Consider the following 22,458-nt stretch of genomic DNA (forward strand, 5'->3'; position numbering starts at 1 on the left):
TGATTGAGATCAAACCCGACGGAGACTGCGCAATCGCCGCTCATCAGCAAGGGTAGTCGCCATGAATGGCTTGGACAGGAAGACGTTGTGCAATCCGAAAAACAGTAACTGTCCGGATCATGCCGGCGAGGCGCGATTGACCTCGGGCGGTCGCCGGTCGGTCTTGGCTCGCCTATGCCGAGCTCGCCGGGACAGCAATGCGGCAGCGTCTCGCGACCATCGTCACGGCCCCCGTTCTCGTGACCTGAGATCAGGCGGCCGGCCGGCTCGCTGTCTCGCCGGCGGCCAGTTCGATGATCTCGACGGTGATCTCTTCCTGCCGCACGCGCGACTGCGTCGTCCGCAGATCCGTCAGCCGACGGTCGATCTGCGCGCGCGCGGCCGCCATTGCCTCCATCCGTGCCTCGTTCTCGGCCGCGAAGGCGTGCAATGCCGCCATGCATAGCTGGGCGTGCATATATTCGGCGGTCAGTTCGTTCAACAGCGTCTCGGGCGACACATTGACCAATGGCGAATTGGCCTCGACCGAGGCGGGGAACGTCGTCACATCGAACGGGAACAGCCGCCGGCGTTCCGCCTGGCCGCCGCGGCCGGGCTGCCATTGGCTGAAAACCACGTCGAGCTGGTCGATCTCGCCGCTGGCGATGCGGGCGTAGAGCGCCTCCAGGATCTGGTCGGCGAGCTTGGGAATACCTGAGGAATGCGCCGGTAGCGAACTCGCCCAGCGGGCGGCAACACCGCGTTCCTGCGCGACCGTGCCCCCGCGGGTGCCGATCAGGAACAGGTCGGCGCCGGCGAGATCGTTCGCAACATCATCCAGCAGACGCTCGCTGAAGGTTCCGGCAAAGCCTTGCTCGGCGCAGAACAGCACGATCGCGGGCCGGCTCGCCTTACGTGCACGATCCAGACGAGGTGGAGAGGCCAGGACCAGCGCGCGGCCGATCGCGACCGCGATGGTGGCGGCATAGCTATCTACGGCAAGCAGCTGGCCGCGCGCTTGCTGCGCCCGTGCCGCCGCAATCCCCCGCATCGCATTCACGACGGTTCCCAACTGCTGAATGCCATGAATATGCGCGCTGATATCGGCCAGACGCTCGGTCATTGCCGGGCCGCATTCGCCGGCGTCGTGGCCGCGTGTTTCTTCATCGCTTCCAGCAAGGTCTGCTTCATCGCATCATCGAGCCCGCCGGTTTCCTGGATCTGGCCGACGGCCTTCGGTGCGTCGCGATCCAGCGCTTCGCCCAGGCCGCGGCGGAACTCGATCACGTCGGTCAGTGGCAGCGGATCCAGCAGGCCCGCCTGAACCGCCAGGACCAGCGCCACCTCGTCGGCCAACCGCAGGGGCGCATGCTGCGGCTGTTCCAGGATCGCGCGGATGCGGACGCCACGGGTCAGCTGATCGCGCACCCGGGCATCGGGCATGCCGCCGAATCGGGTGAACATCTCCAGTTCCAGGAACTGGGCATAGTCGAGGCGCAAGGTATCCGCCGCCGCACGCAACGCGTGGGCTTGCGTCTTGCCGCCGACCCGGCTGACGCTGGTCCCGACATCGACCGCCGGCTTCTGTCCCTCATGGAACAGCTTGGCGTCGAGCACGATCTGGCCGTCGGTGATCGAGATGAGGTTGGTCGGGATATAGGCGCTGAGGTTGCCTGCATCCGTCTCCGCGATCGGCAATGCCGTCAGCGAGCCGCCACCCTTGGCCTTCGAGAGTTTGGAGGCGCGCTCCAGCAGCCGGGCATGGACGTAGAACACGTCGCCCGGATAGGCCTCGCGGCCAGGCGATTGGCGGGTCAACAGCGCGATCTCGCGATGGCTGGCCGCATGCTTGGTCAAATCGTCGATCACGACCAGCGCATGCTGACCGCGATCGCGGAAATATTCCGCCATGGTGAATCCCGCGAAGGGCGCGATCCATTGCAAGCCGGGCGAGCCCGCGGCACCGGCCACGACGATGATGCTGCGCTCGGCCGCCCCTTGGCCATGGATCGCGTCGATGGCCCGCCGCACGCTCGAACTCTTCTGGCCGACCGCGATATAGACGCAGACGATGTCGCTGTCCTTCTGGCTGATGATCGTGTCGATCGCGACCGTCGTCTTGCCGATGGCGCGGTCGCCGACAATCAGTTCGCGCTGGCCGCGGCCGAGCGCGAACAGGGTATCGACGACGACCAGGCCGGTCTGCACCGGCTCGGTCACCAACTCGCGGTCGATGATCGCCGGCGCCGGCCGTTCGATCGGCTCCATGGTCTCGGCCACGATCGGGCCCTTGCCATCGAGCGGGCGGCCGAGCGGATCGACGACCCGGCCCAACAACCCCGGCCCGACCGGCACACGCACCACGTCGCCCGTGCCCCGCACCATATCGCCGGCCTGGATCGCATCGACATCATCGAACAGCACGCAGCCGACCCGGTCGCGCTCCAGCACCTGGGCGAAACCGAACTGGCCCCGGTCGAAACGCAGCAACTCGTCAAGCCGGACATCGGGCAGGCCCGACACGAGGGCGATGCCATCGCCGACCTCTTCGACCCGACCGATCTGTATGGCGCGGGCGCCCAGCTTGGCGTCGCTGAGCCTGGAGCGGGAGCGGTCGAGCCAGGCGTCGGCCTGGGTGCTAGCGTCGGTCATGCGCGAGGTCCGCCAGGATATGGGTGAGGTCGGCCTGCCAGCTGTTGCTGACGACCAGCGTGGGTCCGCGCAGTTCCAGCCCGGCGATGAGGGCCGGGTCCGCCGTGAAGATGATCTTCGGCTTTGCCCCGAACGCTGCGCCGATCGCGTCGCTGTACTGGTCCTGATCGGCCGGGTCGAGCGCCGCGGCGCTGATCGCTTCCAGAACCACGCCCTTGACGCCGACTGCCCTGCGCGCCGCGGCGGGCAATTTCTGGATTTCCTTTACCAGCCAATCCAGAAACGTCGCGCGCACGGCCGGACCGTCCAGGCGGGCGGCCAGGCGCTGGGCGATCTCGACTGCGAGCCGGCTTGCGGTCGCGGCCCAGGCCGCGTCGGCCGCCTGCCTGTCCTTTTCGATCCCCGCTGTTGCGGCGGCGTGCAACGCAATGGCTTCCGCTTCGGCCGTCGCCAGCCGCATGGTGCGCGAGGCTTCGGCGCCTTCATGGGCATCGGCCAGGATCCTGTCGCGCTCCTGGGCGAAGCCGGCGCGCGTCTTTTCGATCTGGGCGAACATCGCGGTACTCTCGGCCCGCTTCGCCTCCGCCTCGGCCAGCATCTGGGCGGCTGCCGCACGGCGCTGCTCGATCATCGCCGCCAGCGGCTTCCAGAAGAAGCGCCCCAGCAGCCAGATCAGCACCGCGACATTGATGGTCTGAAGGCCGAGCGTCCACCAGTCGATGGTCATGGCGTCAGTTTCAACAGCGGATTGGCAAACAGCAGCAGCAGCGCGATGACCAGGCAATAGATCGCCATGGTCTCGATCATGGCGAGGCCGACGAACAAGGTGCGCGAAATCGTGTTGGCCGCTTCCGGCTGGCGCGCGATCGCATCCATGGCGGCGGCGACAGCGCGGCCTTCGCCGAGGGCAGGACCGATCGCGCCGAACGAGACCGCCATGGCGGCCGAGACGATACTGGCGAGGGCTAACCAATTCATGGGATCGTCCTTGGGCTGGGGGTTGGGGCCGGCGTCACCGGCGCGGGGCGTCCTTCGCTGACGACGCCGGCGATGAAGACCATCGCCAGAATGGCGAAGATGTAGGCCTGGACGGCGCCGGTCAGCAGATCGAGCGCCATCAGCGGGATCGGCACGAGCAATCCGGCGAGCGACAGGATGATGCCGATCACGAACACGCCGCTCATGACGTTGCCGAACAGGCGGACGAGCAGCGAAAAGGTCCGCGTCAGGCTTTCCAGGAAATTCAGCGGGATCATGATCGGGCTGGGGAAGGCGAAGGTCGCCAGATATCCCCTCACGCCGACCGCGCGGATGCCGAACCAGATGACCGCGACGAAGACGAGCAAAGCCAACGCCGCGTCGGTCTCCAGATGCGCCGTCGGCGGCTCGACCCCCGGCACCAGCGACGACCAGTTGGCGACGAAGATGAAGGCGAACAGCGTACCGATGAAGGCGCGATAGGGTGTCGGTTCGACCCGCATCGTGTCGCGGATCTGGCTGTCGACGGTGTCGACGATCAGCTCGAACGCGGCCTGGGTCCTGGATGGCGCCAGCGACAGCTTCCGGGTGACGAGACGGCCGCCCAGCACGAGCACCGCCATGATCGCCCACGTCACGACGACCGGCAGCGTGATCGGAACGGGCCCGACATGAAACAGCGTGATGCTGGTCAGCGGCGAGTTCATGGCCCCACCGCGCTTGCGGGAATGACGGGTAGAGATAGGCGCCGCATCACGATCGCCCTTGCGATCAGCACGCCCAGCGCCATCACCAGTAAGGGTCCAGCACCCTCCAGGCTCGCGAGCGTCAGGAGACCGCCCAAGAGCGCGATCCGCCCGACCATCAGCAGCATCGCGGTCGTCGTCCGCCCACCGGCGGTGAACAGGCGGGCGTTCCACCACAGGCCCCGAAAATAGACCAGGCCCAGCAGAATCCCGGCGATGAGATGGGCTGACAGGTCGAGGGCAAAAAAGCTCATGCGCTTTTCATCCATTTCCAGGCCGACCAGCCGCCGAGCGCGGTGCCGGCCAGCAGCAGAGGTGCGGTCCAGAACAGGCCGGTGCCGAAGCGCTGGTCGAGCCAGCGGCCGACGAGGATGCCGATCAGCATCGGCACGACGATGATCCAGCCCAGGACGCCGATCTGGGCCAGGCGATGGGCGACGGACGGCTCGCCCTCGCGGAGCCAGCGCCGATGGCGGTCGCCGCGCAGCCTCACGCCGCGCACCAGCGGATCCTTATCCCCGGGATCGATCATGACAGGATGCCCGCGCCGCGTGTGCCGGATTGCAGATGGCGCATGATCTGGCGGATGGCGGTCAGCTGCAGGCGCGTGCTGTCGGCATGTTCCGACCGCTCCGTCTCGATATCGTCGCGGTAGCGGGCGAGCACGGTTTCGTCAAGCGTTGCCAGATCGTCGCCCAGCACCGCTTCGCGCGTCGCGATCGCGATCTCGCGGCCACCGGCTACCGACAGCACCCCGCGCCGGACGGCGGCATAATGTTGCGCGCCCCCGGCGCTTTTCCAGCCGACGACGGAGATGGTGAGGCTGGTCAGGAAGTCGGCATGGCCGGACAGGATGCCGAAGCCGCCGCTGCCGTCCTCGGCGCGCAGGGCCAGGATGCCGTCCTCGTCGACGACGATGGCGAGCGGTGTGGTGATGCGCAGCTTCATGATGCCGGCACCGTCGGTTTGGCCCCCGCGGCTTCCTTCTGACGCGCCTCGTCGAGGTTGCCGATCATGTAGAGCGAGCTTTCGGCCCAGTCGTCGGTCTCGCCGTCTAGGATGGCGCGGCAGCCGGCCAGCGTATCGGCGCGCGTGACGCTACGTCCCGGCGTCCCGGTAAAAGCTTCGGTTACGGCAAAGGGTTGGCTGAGGAAGCGCTGGAGCCGGCGCGCGCGTTTGACGATCAGTCGGTCGCCGACACCCAGTTCCTCGACGCCGAGCAGCGAAATGATGTCCTGCAGATCCTTGAAACGCGCCAGGGTCTCGCGGGCGCGTTCGGCGAGCTGGTAATGTTCCTCGCCGACCACGAGCGGATCGAGCAGCACCGAGGAAGACGCGAGCGGATCGACCGCCGGGTAGAAGCCCCCCGCCGCCGCGGCGCGCGACAGCATGATGATGCTGTCCATATGGCTGGAAATCGTCGTCACCGCCGGATCGGTGAAATCGTCGGCCGGGACATAGACCGCCTGGATCGCGGTGACCGCGGCGCCCGCGACCGAGGCGATCCGCTCCTGCAGGCCCGCCACTTCGCTGGCCAGGGTAGGCTGGTATCCCACGCGGGACGGCAGGCGTCCCAGCAGGCTCGACACCTCGCTGCCGGCCTGGACGAAACGAAAGACATTGTCCATCAGCAGCAGCACGTTCTGGTGCTTCTGGTCGCGGAAATATTCGGCGATGGTCAATGCGGTCAACGGCACGCGCCAGCGCGCTCCAGGCGGCTCGTTCATCTGGCCGTAGACCAGCACGGTGCGGGCGAGCACGCCCGAACCCGTCATGTCCTTCAGCAGTTCGTGGCCTTCGCGCGAGCGTTCGCCGACGCCGGCGAAGACCGAGATGCCCTGGTATTTCTCGACCATGGCGTGGATCAGTTCCATCACCAGCACGGTCTTGCCGACGCCGGCGCCGCCGAACATCGCGGCCTTGCCGCCCTGGGCCAACGGGGCCAGCAGGTCGATCACCTTGATGCCGGTCTCGAACATCGTGGTGGCCGACGCTTCGTCCTCCAGCGCGGGGGGCGGATTATGGATGCCGCGGCGCGGCGTATCGCTGGGCAAGGCCGCCCCGCCGTCGCGGACCTGCCCGACCACGTCGATCAGGCGACCCAGGACCGCGTCGCCGACCGGGACCGAAATGGGTGCTCCGGTGGCAAGCACCGCGGTGCCGCGGGCGAGGCCAGCGGTCGCCTGCAACGCGATGCCCCGGATCGTCGTCGGATCGACATGGCTATGGACCTCGAGGGTCAGCGATTCGGGCCGGTCCCATTCGACGGTCAGCGCGGTGTTGATCGGCGGCATCGGCTGCCCGTCGAACTCGACGTCGACGACGGCGCCGCGAACCGAGACGACTGTGCCGCGTGATGCCGCTGGATCCATGGGATGTCCGATGCCGCTTGTGAGGGACCTTCTCTCTAAGCGGTCGAAGTTGGGCGGTCTTTGACGTGGATCAAACCGCGGGGCGGAAGCAAGGCGCTCACTGCGGATCATCTGACTGGCCGGAGACACGTCGTGCCCTACAAGACCATTCTGGTTCACCTGCAGCTGCGCCAGTCGAACGCCGGGGTGCTGAAGATCGCCGCCGAACTGGCCGAGCGTTTCCAAGCCGGCGTGACCGGCATCGCCGTCTGTCAGCCGATGCAGATCGTACAGGGCGACGTCTATATTTCCGGCGACCTGATCGAGCAGGACCGCGAGGAAATCCAACGAGAGATCAAGGATGCCGAGGCGGCATTCCGTACGGCCTTCGAGTTGTGCACCGGTCCGGTCGAATGGCGCTCGGCAGTCACCATGGCGGCGCTGCCCGGCTATCTCGCCAGCGAGGCGCGCGGCGCCGACCTGATTGTTACCGGCATCGAGCGCGACGCGTCGCTGTTCGACGGCTCGCGGCATGTGAACGTCGGCGATCTGGCGATGCAGGCCGGACGCCCCGTTCTCATCGTTCCAGCCAAGACCGACCGGCTGAACCTGGAGCGGGTCGTCGTCGGCTGGAAAGACACGCGGGAAGCGCGCCGCGCGATCGCCGACGCGGTGCCGTTGCTGATGCGGGCCGGCCATGTCGCCCTGGTTGAAATCGCCGATGAGAGCGAGCTGCCGGCGGCGCGCAGCCATCTTGCCGACCTTGTCGCCTGGCTGGCGCGGCATGGTGTCGTGGCGGAGCCCCTCGCGTCGCAGTCGAACGGCAACGATGCCGGCCTGCTGGCCACCATCGCCCGGGACCAGAAAGCCGATCTCATCGTGGCCGGCGCCTATGGCCACAGCCGTCTGCGCGAATGGGCATTCGGCGGGGTCACTCGCAATTTTCTGCTGCGTGCGGACGAGTGCCTGCTCGTCTCGCACTGACCCTTCCTCGCTTTGAAAGACCTTGCAAATGGAACAAGCCAACGCCGTCATCGCCGTGTTAGCCGACCATCAGGCCGCCGAAGCTGCCGTGAAGAAGCTGACCGCCGCCGGATTCGAGATGAAGAATCTCAGCGTCGTCGGCAAGGGCTATCACACGGAAGAAAAAGTTGTGGGATTCTATACCGCAGGAGATCGCGTCAAATTCTGGGGCGCGCGCGGTGCGTTCTGGGGCGGACTCTGGGGGCTGTTCTTCGGCGGGCTGTTCCTGACCGTTCCTGTCGTCGGCCATGTCGTCGTGCTGGGCTACCTGGCCGCCGTCGCGATCGGCGCGGTCGAGAATGCGGCCCTGGTCGGGGGCTTGAGTGCGATCGGCGCCGCGCTCTACGGCCTGGGGATCCCCAGGGACAGCGTGATCCAATACGAGGCTGCGGTGAAAGCCGACGGCTTTCTGGTGATGGCACATGGCTCGGCCGAGGAAATGGCCCGTGCCAAGGCGATCCTGGGCACGGTCAACCCGACCAGCCTCGACCTGCATGCCGGTGCCCGCGACGAACCATCCGCTCAGGCCGTCGGCTGAAATCCACGACAAGGAGCCGTGTCATGAGCTTCAAGGATCTGCTGGTTACCGTTGACGGCGACAGCGACGATCAGTCACCGCTGGCACTGGCAGCGTGGCTGGCCGGCCGTTTCCAGGCCCATCTCGTCGGGCTGCATCCGTCGTCGACAGCCAAGGCCAGCCTCTATTCGGCGAATTTCGGCACCGAACTGTTCGACGACGCGATGCGGGAGACCTTCGCGGTCCTGGAACGGCGCGCGGTGGACGCGCGGACCGGTTTGGACACCGCCGCCCGACGCAACGGTATCCAAGCCGAATGGCGGGTCGCCCGTGGCTTCCCGGGACCGGAAACGGTGCTGAACGGGCGCACTGCCGATCTCGTCATCCTCGGCCAGCGCTGGTCGGACTATGACGGGTTGCGCTATCCCGATCCGGCTGACGTGGTGCTCGATGTCGGCTGCCCGGTCCTGGTCGTACCCAGGGCGGGGCGGTTCGAGCGGATCGAGCGCCATGCACTGGTCGCCTGGAACGGCAGTCGCGAGGCGGCGCGCGCCGTACGGGATGCACTGCCGCTGCTGAAGCGCGTGGCGAAAGTGACCGTACTGGCGGTCAATGCCGGGGGAGGCGGCGAGGAGCCCGGCGCAGATATTGCGCTGCATTTGGCACGTCACGGCATCAGGGTCGAGATCGACCAGAGCACCGCGCCGGACATGAAGGTGGCCGACGTGTTGCTGTCGCACGCCTCGGACCGGGGCAGCGATCTCATCGTCATGGGCGCCTACGGTCATGCCCGGATGCGCGAGACGATCTTGGGCGGCGTCACCCGCTCGATGCTGGAACAGATGACCGTTCCGGTTCTGATGTCCCACTGAAACGCATCTGATCGCCGTTGCCGTCATCGGCACTCGGCTGCCGTTCGGCCGTGATGCGCAATTCAGACTAAAGCGGTGGAGGCGACGTCGGCATGGCGATGGCGTCGACCGTCACGCCCGGAGCGCCCCATTGCACGACATTGATCTCGAACTTGCCGGTCGCACCGGAATCGAGGTCGCCCTTGTCCTGCCGTTCGTAGCCGGTCATCTCGCCCTTCGCGTCGCGCAGCATGACGAATAGCCGGATGTTGCCGGCCTTGCCCGGACCCTTGTTTTCCAGCGTGCCGGTGACATGGACGTACCTGTAGTGGAAGACCTGGTTGAAGTTCAGCACGTTTTCGCCGCGTTCGAGAGATTTGGTCTCGACCGTCGCGACCAGCTGCCCGTGTCGGGGGGCGCCCAGCGTATAAGACCAGGTCGGGCGCCAGACGAACTTGATGGTATCGAACGCCGTCGGGTCGCCGTCGTAACCGAAGAACAGGGGCACATGCTGGCCAGGGACCAGGTCGGGGAAGTCGTGGGTCGCGCGATCGACCTCCTTGCCGTTCTTGGTCAGGATCACCGTCGCCTGGGGCGCGATCGCGACCTGGTCGGCACTGGTGTTGGTCACCTCGCCCAGGTAGCCGGTATTGTGCTCCTCGTCGGTGATCCGCCGGGGCATCTTGATCGCGAGCAGCTGCTGCGCATCGAATGCCGGCGCCGGGGGATTGTGCGCACTGTCGAGCAGATCCTGTGCGGTGACGTCGACGCCTTTGGGAATGCGGCGGATCTGGGGATTGTCGACACGCTGGATGCGGCTGCCGGTCACCGGCGGGTCGGGCGCCACGGCGATCGGCTTTGCGGCGACGGGGCTCGCGACCGGTACCGCCACCTTTTGGTGCTTGTGGTAGTAGTAACTTCCGCCAGCGGCCACCAATACCACCGCGATCGGCACCAGAAGCCCGGTCCGATAGTGCTTTCGCGCCAGGGGAACGACCGCGGCCTCCCGCGCGGCCTGGGTGGCACCGCATTGCTTGCACACCGGCCGCCCTTCGCCGGCCCAGGTCTGCGTCGTGCCGCAATAGGCACATGTGAAGCGTGTGATCGTCGGAGACATGTCCGTCAACGCGCCCGATCCGAGAAGGCGGCATCGACCAGATATTCATAGGCCACGACCGGACTGGTATCCCCATGGGTGAAGATGGAGACGTCGGCCATGGCCTTTTCGCCCGGGCGCAGTTGCGGCGTGTGCGCAGAGCCGTGGCCCAGCGTCTGGTGATCGGCGCCATAGAGCGTGACGACGATGTCGACCGGGTCGACGGCGCGCGTCAGGGTGTTCTGCACGATGCCGACGAGCTGGTAGTAGCTCTTGTCGTCCTGGCGAACCAGCTGACGCTCGGTCAGGTCGAGCGGCGCGATCGACGCGGTGCTGCGCTCGACCCGCGCCGGGCGGTCGATCTCGTAGCGCGCGTTGCCATCGGACGAAAGGAAACGGAAGACGATCGGTTGGTATTCTCCCGGCAACAACCGGTCGACCACGGTGCTCGAATAGGTCTCATCGCCCTTCAGGCCATTGACGAATAGAGTCATTTTATAACGGGGCACGGCGACGGCGAAGCCGCTGTGGTTGTAGATCACGCCCTCGTAGACCTTGTCGCCCGGATACCAGTGCAGCCCGGAAATGACGACGTCGTCGATTGGGACGGTATGGTCTGCGACGGTCGACCGGGGCGTCGTCGTGGCGTGCCGGCCGCGGCCCCCGTCGAGCAGGAGGGGCAACACCAGACAGGCCGCAAAGACCGTGATGGCGAAGGCGGACGCCACGATGCCGACGGTCTTCGAGGGGCCTCTGCGCAGCGACGGGATGGCAGTGACATCGGGCCGCGCCAGCGCGTCCCTCAGCAACCGCTCGACCCGGTCGGCGTCGTCGTCGCTGATGACGGTGATCGCTCCGCAATGGGTACAGCGATACTCCTTGCGATCCAGCCGTTCCATGCTGGCGCTGCCGCATTGATGACAGGTCACGGTCATCTCGGAGAGGGTCGAGCCGTTGGATTGCATGAGAATGAGATCTGATGGGGCTGGAGAGGATCGGACGTGCGGTCTGGCCGTGCCTGCTAAGGCAGTGGTGGAGGCGCTTGCGAAAACAACGCCCGCAAGCCCGGATCGCTCCCGGCAGCAGCCCAGGCCGTCATGCCCGGGTGCCAGACGAGCGTGGCGGCGTCGATGGTGCCGGCGGCGACCAGCTGCGTGATTGCATCGAGCGCCAACGGCCCCTGGGCCTTGCCACCGATCGCGACATGATATTGCGGACCGGATGGTGGCAGGGGCGGCGGCACGGCCGGCTGCTCGAACGCCGTATTCATCGAGCGCATGACCTGCTGCGCGGCCGCCAGGCCGACGCCCAGCTGAATGCCCTGGGCGCCGGCTCCGCTCCCGGCACCGGTCTCGTTGCCTGCCAGATCGGTGATGACCTTCGCGGCCTGGAACCGGGTGAACTTGCCGATGTCGATGTTGTTCAGCCGGCTGTATTCGAAGATCTCGTCCCGCAGCGCGGGCGGCAGCGACAGGCTTTCGATCAGGAACTGGGTCAGCTCGAACCCGAGCGTGGTCAGGGTCTCGTTGATCTTCGCCTGCAACGTCGCATCGAGCGCATCCAGGTTCGACATCAGCTGCTCGACCGAGGGATGGCTGGCGATCAGGGCCTGGCTGAACTGCGCCACGACCAGGCCGCGCAGATATTGCAGCTGATCGCCATCGGTCAGCACGCCCGTCGTGCCGACCATGGCGCGGAAGAAGGCCGCGGGGTCGGTGATGCGATAGGACACCTGACCGTAAGCGCGGACGTCGCCCAGCCCATAGCCGGGCAGCTCCATGGTGATGGCCTGCTGCGTACCCCATTGCTGGTTGAGCACTGGCCGCGTGCTGAAGAAATAGACCTCGGCCTTGAACGGGCTGTGAAAGCCGTATTTCCAACCCAGCAGCGTCGACAGCACCGGCAGGTTGCCGGCTTCCAGCGTGTAGGTGCCGGGACCGAACACTTCGGCCAGCTTGCCCTGGTTGATGAAGATCGCGCCCTGGCCCTCGCGGACGATCAGCCGGGCACCGTATTTGATCTCGTTCTGGTAGCGCGGAAATCGATAGACCAGACTGTCGAGCGGCGCATCGGCGACCTCGATGATGTCGACCAGTTCGCCGACGAGCTTGTCGAAGAAAGACATCCGCACCTCTCAGTCCATCCCTTACCCAAGGTAGTGAACGGCAAGGCCTTGCAGTCCGATCCCTCCTCCGGAAGATATCGCGAACCCTTCGACACGAACGGGCGTTTGCCCTGCACGGTCGACCTGAGCGGAAAGCCTTGCCATGAAGCCGTCAATCTTCCTGTGGCTTTGCGTCGGCGCCTGGGCGCTGTCACAGGTGCCCGCCTTCGCCGCAGAGACGGTCGACGTCCGACTGCAGCGCTGCCTCGACGATCCGGACAAGGCCTCGACCGGCGACCAGGACGAATGCATCGCCCAGGCGGAACGGGAATGGGACGGGCTTTTGAACGAGGATTACAAGCGTCTGGGCGATCGGCTGTCACCCGATGGGCGCGCAAGGCTGCGCGACGCGCAGCGGGCGTGGCTGCGCAGCCGCGACGCCGACCGCGCGCTGATCGGCGCCGTCTATGCCACGACCCGCGGCACGATGTATGCGCCGATGAATGCCGACGCCGTCATGGAATTGACCGCCCAGCGCGCGCGCCGGCTCCACAGCTATCTGTCGGTGCTCGATGGTGTCGCTATGCCATTGCCGGCGCAGCCGGCTTTCGACGATCCGGCCCAGAATGGTGTCCGCCTGCCCCAACGCGGGTCCCATGCGGCAAAGCATTGTCCGACCGCGACCGATGCCTGCGTCGATCGTCTGACACCCCTCTATCTCCAGGATCTGGCGGAGATCGAGACCGCGATGAAGCGCCGGCTGCCCCGCACGGCCCGTCCGTTGTATGACGCATCCGACAGGGCTTGGACCGTGTTTCGCGACCGTGAACTGGCGCTGATCGACGTGCTGACGCCTGCGCCGGTCCCCGTGCTCAAGTTGGGGCTGCCGGTCGAGCGGTTGGGACTGCTCGACGGAACCGTCGGCGTGATCGGCGTCGAGTAAGCGGCATTTTCGGATCAGCGTGGTGGGCTGCTGCCGATGCCTGGCAGCGCGCGAACTCAGTGTGCCGCCAACCCTGGGATCATGGCCGCAGGAGCATGCAAGCGAGTCGATAGATCCCTAGGTCCGGCTTTCGCTCATGGAAGGTTTCGGCGGGCGGCATTGGATATCGGTGGCCGAAGGGCCCGTCTTGTTGCTTGACGCGCATCCAATATCATGGATATCTGGATAACATACTATCCAGTGACAGGCGCCTGCGGCTGTCGACGCCCTCGAGCAAGTGGATGAGGCCCATGGCATATATCGCCCTCGTCGAGTTCCCCGGTCAGGGCTGCGATCCCATCGCGCTACGGCTGCCGAAGCGTGCGGGCGCGCAATTCCCGCGCGACGGAGCGGCGGTATGAGCGCGATAGAAGAGGCCGCTTCCCAGAACCCGTTGCTGTGGGAGCGACCGGCCGAGCCCGGCACCCAGGCACGGATTCGACCTGGAACCGGCACACCGGAACCGTGGCTTGGCGCGAGCGACCTGATCGATCCGACGAGCGAAGGACTCGTTACGTCGATCCGGTCTGCAGTTCCGCGCTGGCTGCAACGATCCGTCGGGCCGCTGCTCCTCTTGCTGGCCTGGCAATTGCTGACGTCGCTCGGGGTCTTCGATCCGCGGACGACGCCTGCGCCCCGGACGATCTTCCTGACGGCGATCAACCTGGCGACGTCGGAGGATCTGCAGGCGCATCTGGCGGCCTCGCTCGAGCGGGTCGCCGAGGGGCTCCTCATCGGCGTCGCGCTCGGCCTCGTCAGCGCCGTCGTTTCCGGACTGACCCGATGGGGCGAGAATATCGTCGATGGCAACATGGAAATCCTGCGAGCGGTGCCGAATTTCGCGCTGCTGCCGATCCTGGTCGCCTGGTTCGGCATCGGTGAGTTTCCGAAAGTAACGCTGATCACGCTCGGCGTCTGGGTGGCGGTCTACATCAACACCTACAGCGCCATTCGCAGCGTCGACGTCTCGCTGGTCGAAGCCGCCCGCACCTTCGGCGTGAAGCGGAGGGAACTGATCACCGCCGTCATCCTGCCCGGCTCTCTACCCGGTTTTCTGGTCGGATTGCGCATCGCGCTCACCAATGCCTGGCTCTCGCTGATCTTCGCGGAAACCGTAAATGCGCCGCTGGGCCTCGGCCGGATGATGAATGACGCGCGGGAATATTTCCGCGTCGACGTCATCTTCGTCCTGCTCGCCATCTACGCGATCCTCGGCCTGTTCTCGCTCTCTGCGATCCGCTTCCTTGAAAGACGGCTCCTGACCTGGCGGAGGGCATTCGATGGCGCTTGATTTCGCCACGGGGCCGGTTCCTCCGGCATCGGCGGTCATTGCCGCCCACGTCAGCAAGCAATTCAACGGCCGACCCGTCCTGAAGGACCTGAGTCTCGACATCGAGGCCGGGGAATTCGTGGCGCTTCTCGGCAAGAGCGGCTCCGGCAAGAGTACTTTCCTTCGGTTGCTCGGCGCGTTGGATGTCGACGTCGAGGGAAGCCTGCGGGTACCACGCCGTCGTGCGATCGTCTTCCAGGATCCGCGCTTGATGCCGTGGCTCTCGGTCCTGCGCAACATCACCATAGGGTTGCCGCAGACCGAAGAGGTCCGCAAACGCGGCCTGGCCACCCTCGCCGAGGTCGGGCTCGAAAGACACGCCTTCGCCTGGCCGCGCACATTATCGGGCGGCGAGGCGCAGCGCGCGGCGCTCGCGAGGGCGATGGTGCGAGAGCCCCAGCTTCTGCTGCTTGACGAGCCGTTCGGCGCCCTCGACGCCCTCACGCGCATTCGCATGCACGGATTGCTGAGGGACGTCTACCTGCGCCATCGGCCGGCAGTGCTCCTGGTCACGCACGATGTGGACGAAGCCATCCTTCTCGCCGACCGCGTGGTGGTGCTTACCGAAGGGCGGATCTCGCTCAACGAAGCCGTGAATGTTCCGACGCCACGCCATCGTGCGGACGCCCCCTTTATCGCCCTACGCCAACGCTTGCTTCGGGAGTTGGGCGTCGACGACGACTGATCCGCCCCAAGCTTCCATGCCTGCCCAGGCAGACCAGGAGTTTTCCTCAGATGACCTACCTCGTTCCTCCGGGCGCCACCCGGCTCTCTCGTCGCACCGTGATCACGCAGTTTGCCGGATCGACCTTGCTTGGGCTCGGCACCGGCCTGCTGCCGGCAAGGGCATTTGCGCAGACGGCATCGGGCAAGGATCTTGCGACCGAACTCGCGGCGGCGGTGCCCTCGGGAACGAGCATCGCCGTGGCAGACCAGGATGACGCGGTCGGCGTTCCCTGGCAGCTCTCAGGCGTGAGCAAGGACACTCCCTACAAGGCGACCATCGCCAATTTCTCCGGCGGCACCGCGGTGCTGGAAGCATTGATCTCCGGCGCGGTCGACATCGGCTACGTCGGCGAGGCGCCGCTGCCCATCGCGGTGGGGCGGGGCGTGACCGACCTCGTCGCGGTCGCGGCAAACGGCAACCCCGGTAGCCCCGGAGGCTATTTCCTCGTCGTGCAGCCGAATAGCGGCATCAAGACCGTTGCCGAGTTGAAAGGCAGAACGGTCGCTTATCCGCCTGGGACCGGCCGGCACATGATCGTTGCGAGCATCCTGCACGCGAACGGTCTGGCGTTCGGTTCCGACGTCAAGGGCATCGAACTCACCGGCTCGGAGATCGCACCGACCTTCGCTTCCGGTTCGGTGGATGCCGCGATCATCTTGGGCAATCAGTATTTCAGGCTCGGCAAGCCGCCGATCATTGCTGATGGGACCGGCCACAATTGGGGCCTGAACCTCTGGCTCGTCCGCAGGGATCTGTTCGACCACCCTGCCAAGGCCGCCGCGGTCGCGGATTTCGTCCGGCGCGCGGTCGCCTTTTTCGACTGGCAGATCGCTCGGCCCGACGATTGGGTACGCGGAAGCTACGTCAAGAAACAGGGGATGACGTTCGAGCAGGGCAAATGGGTCGATGAGGTTACCGGCGGCGGGATTTACTACCCGATCGATGGCGTACTGACGAAAGTCTATCAGCAAATCGCCGACGGCCTGCTCGCCACCGGCGCTCTCAAGCAGAAGATCGACATCAGTCCTTATCTCGACGGCCGGTTCAACTCGATCGTTGCCTGGCAGAACCAACGAGACGGTATCGCCCCGCGGCTGCTGGAACAGCCGAAGCGCTCGTAATGCTGTTCGGCCAAAATCGAAGTCATTCATTTCAGCAGGCAGCGGAAATTGTCTGTCGCTTTCGGCCGCAGACCTTTTGATCGATCGAATCCACGACAAACAATGCAGGAGAATGTCATGAGCATTTCCATACAGCCACAATCATCCGATCGGCAGGAAACGAGGCTTGCCGTCGTGCCGCGCCATATCGGCATTCATCCCTTGACCGGCAATATCGGCGCCGAGATCGAGGGCGTGGATCTGACCAAGCCGCTGAGCGCGGCGGTCGTCGAGGAAATCCGAGAAGCTCTGCTCGTGTGGAAGGTGGTTTTCTTTCGCGACCAGCCGCTTTCGCACGAGCAGCATGTCGCTTTCGCAAAGTCCTTCGGCGAGCCGACGATCGGCCATCCGGTCTACGGCTTCGTTGAGGAGCATCCGCACATCTACTCCGTTGCGAAGAACCGCCTCAAGACGCGACATGTCGGTGAATTGTTGATCCGGCCCTGGACGGGCTGGCACACGGACGTGACCGCCGCGGTCAACCCGCCGGCGGCGTCGATCCTGCGCGGCGTGACGATCCCGGCGTATGGCGGCGACACGGTCTGGACCAATCTGGCGGCCGCTTATGAGGGGCTGTCCGAGCCGTTGCGCGGTTTCGTCGATACCCTGCGCGGCGTGCATTATTTCACACCCCCGGAAGGCCAGGAGGCGACACGCGAGTTCGTCGAAAAGAACAATCGCCGCCCGCTGGAGAGCGAACATCCGCTGGTCCGGGTCATCCCGGAGAATGGCGAGCGGGTGCTGTTCGTCAGCCCGTCGTTCCTTCAGCGCATCGTTGGGCTCCATCCGCGCGAGAGCGAGCAACTGCTTGCCCTGTTGTTCGAGCACGTCGTCCGGCCAGAATATACCGTGCGTTTCCGCTGGCAGCCGGGAAGCATCGCCTTCTGGGACAACCGCGCCACGGCTCATCTCGCCCCGCGCGATATTTTCACCCAGGATGTCGATCGGCAACTCTATCGCATCACTCTGCGCGGCGAGGTCCCGGTCGGTGTCGACGGCAGGCCCTCGACCGCGATCAAGGGCCTGCCGGTCGGCGCTCTCGCGGACGAGAAGGCCCACTGAGCAACCTTTCCGGCCGCAAGCATCGAGACGCGTCCCGATCCTCGCCGAACAGGAACCGGGACGCGGCTCCCTTGAGAAAGCCCACGGCTTCTCGGCGGACCGTCGTTTCACGAGCTCGCGCGCGTCGATAAGGCGGCATATGCAAGGCGACAGCTCAGCCCTTGTCGGCGAGCTCTTCGAGATACCGGCGCAGGAACTCGACGAGGGTGAGCGCATTGGGCAGGAGCGGCCGGTCTCGGCGATAGATCAGACCGGCCGGGCGGCCGGGCGTGCTGATCGGCAGGGGCACGATCCGAATGGAGCCCCTCAGCAGATCGCCGGCCATCATCAGCCGGGGCGTGATGGTGATGTAGTCCGTCGAATGCAGCATCTCGCGGATGAAGCTGATGGAACTTGATCGCAGCGAGGCCGACGGCGGCAGGCTCAAGGTCGCAAGAAAGTGCTCGATCTCCTGACCCACCCGTTGACTTACCGTGGGCAGCACCAGGTCGAACGAGCCGAGGTCTTCGAGCCCGATATCGGCCCTGGCGAAGATCGGGTGATCCGCGCGCGCCAGGACGGAAATCGGCTCCTCGTACAGCACCTCCCGAACGAAGCCGTCTGGTGCCGAAGGATCGTAGAGGCGGCCGACGATCAGGTCCAGGTCGCCGGCCGCGAGCGACGGCAGCAGTTCCTCGGTCCGGCCTTGGACCAGGCGAACCAGAATGCCGGGATGGGCGCGCTTCAGACAGGCGAGGGCGCCCGGCAGCAACCCGGTCGCGGCCGCCGGCAAGGCGCCGAGCGCGATCGTCCCGCCCGAATGGCTCGATAGCCGGTCCAATTCCTCGTCCAGGCGCCCCAGCTCCGCCAGAATCCGGCGCGCCGTGTGCGCGACCGCGTCCGAGAACAGCGTCGGAGAGACGCCTCGGGCGTGGCGCTCGAACAGGCGGACACCGAGCATCCCCTCGAGCTCTTTCAGGCTTTTGGACAGGCTCGGCTGGCTGATGCCGAGTGCCTGCGCCCCCTTGAGCAGGCTGCGGTGGGTGGCGATCGCGTCGATCGCCCGCAGCTGCCGCAGCTTCAGGCGCTCCTTCAAATACCTACGCACGGCGGAGCCGCCGATCGTGGGGCCGAAGATGGTGCGCCGGGAACGGAAAGCGATGGTCACTCACACCGAGAGCTATATCACCTCGTGATGCGGACGCTCCAGAAGCTCATTCGCACTCCATCCGCTCCCGGCTCGGGACTTCGGTTTCGGAAAAGATGTCGAGACCGGCGGCACGGCCGGTCCTATCGTTAGCCGGTCCTTAAGTGGCTCTTCACCTAAGATGGCCTGGGGGCGGCATCACGTTCCGACAGCGGCTGAGTTCGGAGATCCAGAATCGCGACCGTGGAACAGGCGGATCGAGCCGATCGCCAGGCCGGACTCCCGGCGCTCATACTCATCGCCGCCCTCTACTATCTGGCGGCCCGCGGTGGCCTGCAGCTGCAGTTCCACGCCTCGCAGGCGACCCCCCTCTGGCCGCCATCGGGCGTTGCGCTGGCCGCGTTCCTGTTGTTCGGGTTGCCTGCGGCCGCTCCGGTTTTCGTGGGTGCCGTGCTGGCCAACCTCGCCGATTTCTTCGTCAAGGCCGATGCAGGTTCCCTGCTTTCCCTGGCCGACCTCGGCCGCCAATTCGGTGCCAACCCGAGCCAGATCCTCATCAGCGTCGCCATCGGCAGCGGTAACATGCTCGAGGCGGCCGCGGCCTGGATCATCGTCCGCCGTTTCGGTCCGGGCGGCACGTTTGACGATCGGGTCCAGGATTTTCTGGTGTTTGCGATCGCCGTTCTGGGCGGTTGCCTGATCAGCAGCAGCGTCGGTGTGGCATCATTGCGGGTGGGGGCGTTCCTGCCGGCGAGCCTGATGGCGCCAGTGTGGTTCACCTGGTGGCTGGGCGATGTGGCCGGGATGTTGATTTTCACCCCGTTCCTCGTCGGATGGGTCGCCCATGGTTTCCGAGGGACGGCCTCGACCGCGGCAAAGGCCGGCGGGATGCTGGTGCTGCTGACCGCCATGACCGAGGTGATCTTCGACGACTGGCTCGGGCGCGGCCACCTGCAGGCGCTCGCCTATGCGCCGATCCCCTTGTTGCTCTGGATCGAATTTGCCTATGGGTATGCCATCGGCAGTCTTGGCGTCGTGGCGGTCGCTGCCGTTGCCGTCCTTGGGACCATCCATGGGCATGGGCCGTTTCACGCCGAGGAACAGAACGACGCACTGCTCGACCTGCAAGGTTTCATCGCCGTGGTTGCGGTGACGGCCGCCCTGTTCAACGCCGCCCTTCGGGAACGCTCGCGCGCGCTCATCGCGTTGCGCTCGGCACATGAGACGCTCGAGCATCGGGTCGTCGAGCGCACCGCCCAGCTCGAAACGGCCAACGAGGAACTGCTGGCGGCAACGGAACGGGCTCTGGCTACCCGGGAGGCGCTGGAGCGAAGCGAGGACGATTATCGATCGCTCTACACCAGAACCCCGGCGTTGCTGCATTCGATCGATGCCGAGGGTCGCTTGCTCAGCGTCAGCGATCACTGGTTGACCTCGCTCGGCTATCACGCCGACGAAGTCATCGGCCGCAAGTCGCAAGAGTTCCTGTCGCCAGAGTCCCAGCGCTACGCGCGCGAGGTCGTCCTGCCCGGCTTTTTCGAAACCGGCGTCTGTTCCGCCATCCCCTACGAGTTCGTCAAGAAGAACGGTGGGAGGATGGATGTCCTGCTGTCGGCGATCAGCGAGCGCGATGCCGACGGTAAGGTTCTTCGCTCGTTGGCCGTCATGGTGGATGTCACGGAGCAGAAGCGTGCCGAGGCGGCGTTGCGGGCGACCGAGACTCGGCTGGTCCACGAAAAAGAGCGTGCCGAGGAGGCAAACAGGGCGAAATCCGCATTTCTCGCCAATATGAGCCATGAGATCCGGACACCGATGAACGGCATCATCGGCATGAACGGCCTGTTGCAGCAGACGCCGCTCGATGCTGTCCAGACCCGGTACGCGGAGGCCGTGCAGCAATCGGCGATGTCCTTGCTCCAGATCATCAATGACATTCTCGACCTGTCGAAGCTCGAGGCGGGAAAGCTCGACCTCGAGACGATCGACATCGAGCTGTCTCGCCTGATCGAGGACGTGGCCGACCTGATGGCGCCGCGCGCCCAGGAGAAGGGGCTGGAATTGATCTGTTGGGTCGATCCTTCGGCTCGTCGGGCGGTGAAGGGCGATTCCACCAGAATTCGACAGATCCTCCTCAACCTGCTCTCCAATGCGGTGAAGTTCACCGAACGCGGCTTCGTCTCCGTCGAAGTAAAGGCGGGCGCTGAGGCCGACGGCGAGCGCCTTTATACCTTTTCCGTTCAGGACACGGGCATCGGCCTCAGCGATAGCGCCCTTGGCAAGCTCTTCCAGAAATTCGAGCAGGGCGACGGCTCCATCACCCGACGCTTCGGGGGCACCGGCCTCGGCCTGAGCATCGTCAAGCAACTGACCGATCTGATGCACGGCAACATCGAGGTCACGCCTCGCGACGGCGGGGGAACGAAATTCACCGTCTCGTTCCGGCTGAGCGATGGTCTTCGACCCCACCAGGTGACCCCGCGCCTCGACCTGGCCGGGGTCCGCGCTCTCGTCGTCGACGACATGCCGCTCAATCGGACGATTTTCATCCGACAATTGGAAGGTGTCGGTATCGTCGTGGCCGAAGCGGCCAACGGCCGGGAAGCGCTCGATCTGATCCGGCTCGCCGACGATGCCGGCACGCCCTATGACGTCGTCTTGCTGGATCGCAGCCTGCCGGATGTGGCCGGACCGGACACGGCAACGTTGATCCGGCAAAACCGTGGGTGGGTCCAGCCGAAGATCGTCGATGTCTCGTCGATGGGAACCGGGGCGACCGCCGGGGACCTTCCCGACCTCTTCGATGGCGCCCTGACCAAGCCCGTGCATCGGGACGCGCTCATCGATTGCGTCGCACTGGTTCTGGGCGGCGACATCCCCGTTCCCGCATTCGGTCCATTGCCCGGCTCCGCCAGGCATCCGGTCAAGTCCAGGCTTACGGGCCTGGTGCTGCTGGTCGAAGACAACGTCATCAATCAGTTGCTCGCGACCGAAATATTGACGATGGCCGGCGCGACCGTGGAAATCGTCGAAGATGGTCTTCAGGCCCTGACGATGGCGGCCGCCAAGCAGTACGATATCATTCTGATGGACGTTCAGATGCCCGTGCTGGATGGGTACGAGGCCGCACGCCGGATCCGCGAACTCGACGGCCCCCGTGGCGAGGTTCCGATCATCGCCATGACCGCGAACGCCATGCAGGGCGATCGCGAGCGTTGCCTCGAGGCGGGCATGGTCGACTATGTCTCCAAGCCGATCGACTCCGACTTTCTGGTCGTCTCCGTCGGGCGTTGGATCGCCGCTTCGAGAACGCTGGTGGATGGGAGCGATCGCACCGCGTCCGCCCATGGTCAGACCGGAAATCCGGAGCCTTCATCGGTCATCGATCACGAGCGGATGGCGGACCTCCGAAACATCACGCCGATCGACACGTTTCCCGAGATATTGGGGTTCTTTCTCGACAGCCTGCGCGAGCGGATGGTGCGGATCGGGGATCTTCCGAGAACCGGGGACTTCGCCTTGCTCGCGCGCGAAGTCCGGGAGCTGCGTCGGACCTGTGCGAACTATGCCGCTGTCCGGGTCGAGCATTTCGCCCATATTCTCGAGAATCTGTGCCTCGGCGGAGACATGACGTCGATCGAGGCCGGCATGGAGCGGCTTTCGAGCGCCGCCGACGAGGCGTCCCAGGTCATTCGCGAATTGATCCTGTCGTCGGGCGGTACCCGCACCGCGCGCCGCAAGGTGCGGATGGGGAGGCCCTGAGGCGGACCCACAGGG

The 22,458-nt window shown here is 65.6% G+C and carries 22 protein-coding genes; 9 read left to right on the top strand and 13 right to left on the bottom strand.

Annotation, left to right across the window (positions count from 1 at the left end):
• Positions 1–250: 250 nt before the first annotated feature.
• From VGV37_RS12510 to atpD, 9 genes are read right to left on the bottom strand one after another with little or no spacing between them, the layout of a single operon-like run.
• Positions 251–1,102 carry a FoF1 ATP synthase subunit gamma gene (locus VGV37_RS12510; protein ID WP_326880010.1) on the bottom strand — a complete coding sequence of 284 codons (852 nt, stop codon included), beginning with the start codon at positions 1,100–1,102 and terminating at the stop codon, positions 251–253.
• A complete protein-coding gene (locus VGV37_RS12515) occupies positions 1,099–2,631 on the bottom strand; it encodes a F0F1 ATP synthase subunit alpha (RefSeq protein ID WP_326880011.1) in 1,533 nt (510 codons plus the stop codon). Before VGV37_RS12515 ends, VGV37_RS12510 begins: the two co-directional genes overlap by 4 nt.
• Positions 2,618–3,358 carry a hypothetical protein gene (locus tag VGV37_RS12520; RefSeq protein ID WP_326880012.1) on the bottom strand — a complete coding sequence of 247 codons (741 nt, stop codon included), beginning with the start codon at positions 3,356–3,358 and terminating at the stop codon, positions 2,618–2,620. Before VGV37_RS12520 ends, VGV37_RS12515 begins: the two co-directional genes overlap by 14 nt.
• Entirely contained in the window at positions 3,355–3,609 is a 255-nt protein-coding gene (locus VGV37_RS12525; RefSeq protein ID WP_326880013.1) for a F0F1 ATP synthase subunit C, read from the bottom strand. Before VGV37_RS12525 ends, VGV37_RS12520 begins: the two co-directional genes overlap by 4 nt.
• Complete coding sequence (locus VGV37_RS12530) at positions 3,606–4,316, bottom strand: F0F1 ATP synthase subunit A (RefSeq protein WP_326880014.1); 711 nt, start codon at positions 4,314–4,316, stop codon at positions 3,606–3,608. The genes VGV37_RS12525 and VGV37_RS12530 overlap by 4 nt, the downstream gene beginning before the upstream one ends.
• The gene (locus tag VGV37_RS12535; protein ID WP_326880015.1) at positions 4,313–4,609 is read right to left on the bottom strand and encodes an ATP synthase subunit I; all 297 of its coding nucleotides are present in this window, start codon (positions 4,607–4,609) and stop codon (positions 4,313–4,315) included. Before VGV37_RS12535 ends, VGV37_RS12530 begins: the two co-directional genes overlap by 4 nt.
• Positions 4,606–4,887, bottom strand: coding sequence for an AtpZ/AtpI family protein (locus tag VGV37_RS12540; RefSeq protein ID WP_326880016.1), 282 nt, complete (start codon positions 4,885–4,887; stop codon positions 4,606–4,608). The genes VGV37_RS12535 and VGV37_RS12540 overlap by 4 nt, the downstream gene beginning before the upstream one ends.
• A complete protein-coding gene (locus tag VGV37_RS12545; RefSeq protein WP_326880017.1) occupies positions 4,884–5,303 on the bottom strand; it encodes a F0F1 ATP synthase subunit epsilon in 420 nt (139 codons plus the stop codon). The genes VGV37_RS12540 and VGV37_RS12545 overlap by 4 nt, the downstream gene beginning before the upstream one ends.
• Positions 5,300–6,727, bottom strand: a complete 1,428-nt coding sequence (atpD, locus tag VGV37_RS12550; protein WP_326880018.1) for a F0F1 ATP synthase subunit beta — start codon at positions 6,725–6,727, stop codon at positions 5,300–5,302. The genes VGV37_RS12545 and atpD overlap by 4 nt, the downstream gene beginning before the upstream one ends.
• Positions 6,728–6,859: 132 nt before the next feature.
• On the opposite strand from atpD, the gene VGV37_RS12555 reads away from it, so the two are divergent.
• From VGV37_RS12555 to VGV37_RS12565, 3 genes are read left to right on the top strand one after another with little or no spacing between them, the layout of a single operon-like run.
• Positions 6,860–7,690: a universal stress protein gene (locus VGV37_RS12555; RefSeq protein WP_326880019.1), complete on the top strand. Its 831-nt coding sequence runs from the start codon at positions 6,860–6,862 to the stop codon at positions 7,688–7,690.
• Positions 7,691–7,718: 28 nt separating this feature from the next.
• Positions 7,719–8,267 carry a general stress protein gene (locus VGV37_RS12560; RefSeq protein WP_326880020.1) on the top strand — a complete coding sequence of 183 codons (549 nt, stop codon included), beginning with the start codon at positions 7,719–7,721 and terminating at the stop codon, positions 8,265–8,267.
• A gap of 23 nt (positions 8,268–8,290) precedes the next feature.
• Entirely contained in the window at positions 8,291–9,118 is an 828-nt protein-coding gene (locus tag VGV37_RS12565; RefSeq protein ID WP_326880021.1) for a universal stress protein, read from the top strand.
• A 67-nt stretch (positions 9,119–9,185) separates the two neighbouring features.
• On the opposite strand, the gene VGV37_RS12570 is transcribed toward VGV37_RS12565, so the two are convergent.
• The 3 genes from VGV37_RS12570 to VGV37_RS12580 form a co-directional block, all read right to left on the bottom strand.
• Complete coding sequence (locus VGV37_RS12570) at positions 9,186–10,214, bottom strand: FxLYD domain-containing protein (RefSeq protein WP_326880022.1); 1,029 nt, start codon at positions 10,212–10,214, stop codon at positions 9,186–9,188.
• A gap of 5 nt (positions 10,215–10,219) precedes the next feature.
• Complete coding sequence (locus tag VGV37_RS12575) at positions 10,220–11,122, bottom strand: FxLYD domain-containing protein (RefSeq protein WP_326880023.1); 903 nt, start codon at positions 11,120–11,122, stop codon at positions 10,220–10,222.
• Between the two features lie 92 nt (positions 11,123–11,214).
• The gene (locus VGV37_RS12580) at positions 11,215–12,318 is read right to left on the bottom strand and encodes an SPFH domain-containing protein (protein WP_326880024.1); all 1,104 of its coding nucleotides are present in this window, start codon (positions 12,316–12,318) and stop codon (positions 11,215–11,217) included.
• A gap of 142 nt (positions 12,319–12,460) precedes the next feature.
• Here VGV37_RS12580 and VGV37_RS12585 point away from each other — a divergent pair, with 142 nt between their 5' ends.
• From VGV37_RS12585 to VGV37_RS12605, 5 genes are all read left to right on the top strand, one after another.
• The gene (locus tag VGV37_RS12585) at positions 12,461–13,240 is read left to right on the top strand and encodes a lysozyme inhibitor LprI family protein (protein ID WP_326880025.1); all 780 of its coding nucleotides are present in this window, start codon (positions 12,461–12,463) and stop codon (positions 13,238–13,240) included.
• Between the two features lie 397 nt (positions 13,241–13,637).
• Complete coding sequence (locus tag VGV37_RS12590; protein WP_326880026.1) at positions 13,638–14,570, top strand: ABC transporter permease; 933 nt, start codon at positions 13,638–13,640, stop codon at positions 14,568–14,570.
• The gene (locus tag VGV37_RS12595; protein ID WP_326880027.1) at positions 14,560–15,294 is read left to right on the top strand and encodes an ABC transporter ATP-binding protein; all 735 of its coding nucleotides are present in this window, start codon (positions 14,560–14,562) and stop codon (positions 15,292–15,294) included. The genes VGV37_RS12590 and VGV37_RS12595 overlap by 11 nt, the downstream gene beginning before the upstream one ends.
• A gap of 50 nt (positions 15,295–15,344) precedes the next feature.
• The gene (locus VGV37_RS12600; protein ID WP_326880028.1) at positions 15,345–16,457 is read left to right on the top strand and encodes an ABC transporter substrate-binding protein; all 1,113 of its coding nucleotides are present in this window, start codon (positions 15,345–15,347) and stop codon (positions 16,455–16,457) included.
• Between the two features lie 117 nt (positions 16,458–16,574).
• Positions 16,575–17,558, top strand: coding sequence for a TauD/TfdA dioxygenase family protein (locus VGV37_RS12605; protein ID WP_326880029.1), 984 nt, complete (start codon positions 16,575–16,577; stop codon positions 17,556–17,558).
• A 154-nt stretch (positions 17,559–17,712) separates the two neighbouring features.
• Here the strand turns inward: VGV37_RS12605 and VGV37_RS12610 are convergent, their stop codons facing one another.
• Positions 17,713–18,645, bottom strand: a complete 933-nt coding sequence (locus tag VGV37_RS12610; RefSeq protein WP_326880030.1) for a LysR family transcriptional regulator — start codon at positions 18,643–18,645, stop codon at positions 17,713–17,715.
• Positions 18,646–18,927: 282 nt separating this feature from the next.
• Between VGV37_RS12610 and VGV37_RS12615 the strand changes: the two genes are divergently transcribed.
• Entirely contained in the window at positions 18,928–22,443 is a 3,516-nt protein-coding gene (locus VGV37_RS12615) for a response regulator (RefSeq protein WP_326880031.1), read from the top strand.
• The last annotated feature ends 15 nt before the right edge of the window (positions 22,444–22,458 follow it).

Source organism: Aliidongia sp., from assembly GCF_035943795.1.
Taxonomy (GTDB): Bacteria; Pseudomonadota; Alphaproteobacteria; order ATCC43930; family CGMCC-115725; genus Aliidongia.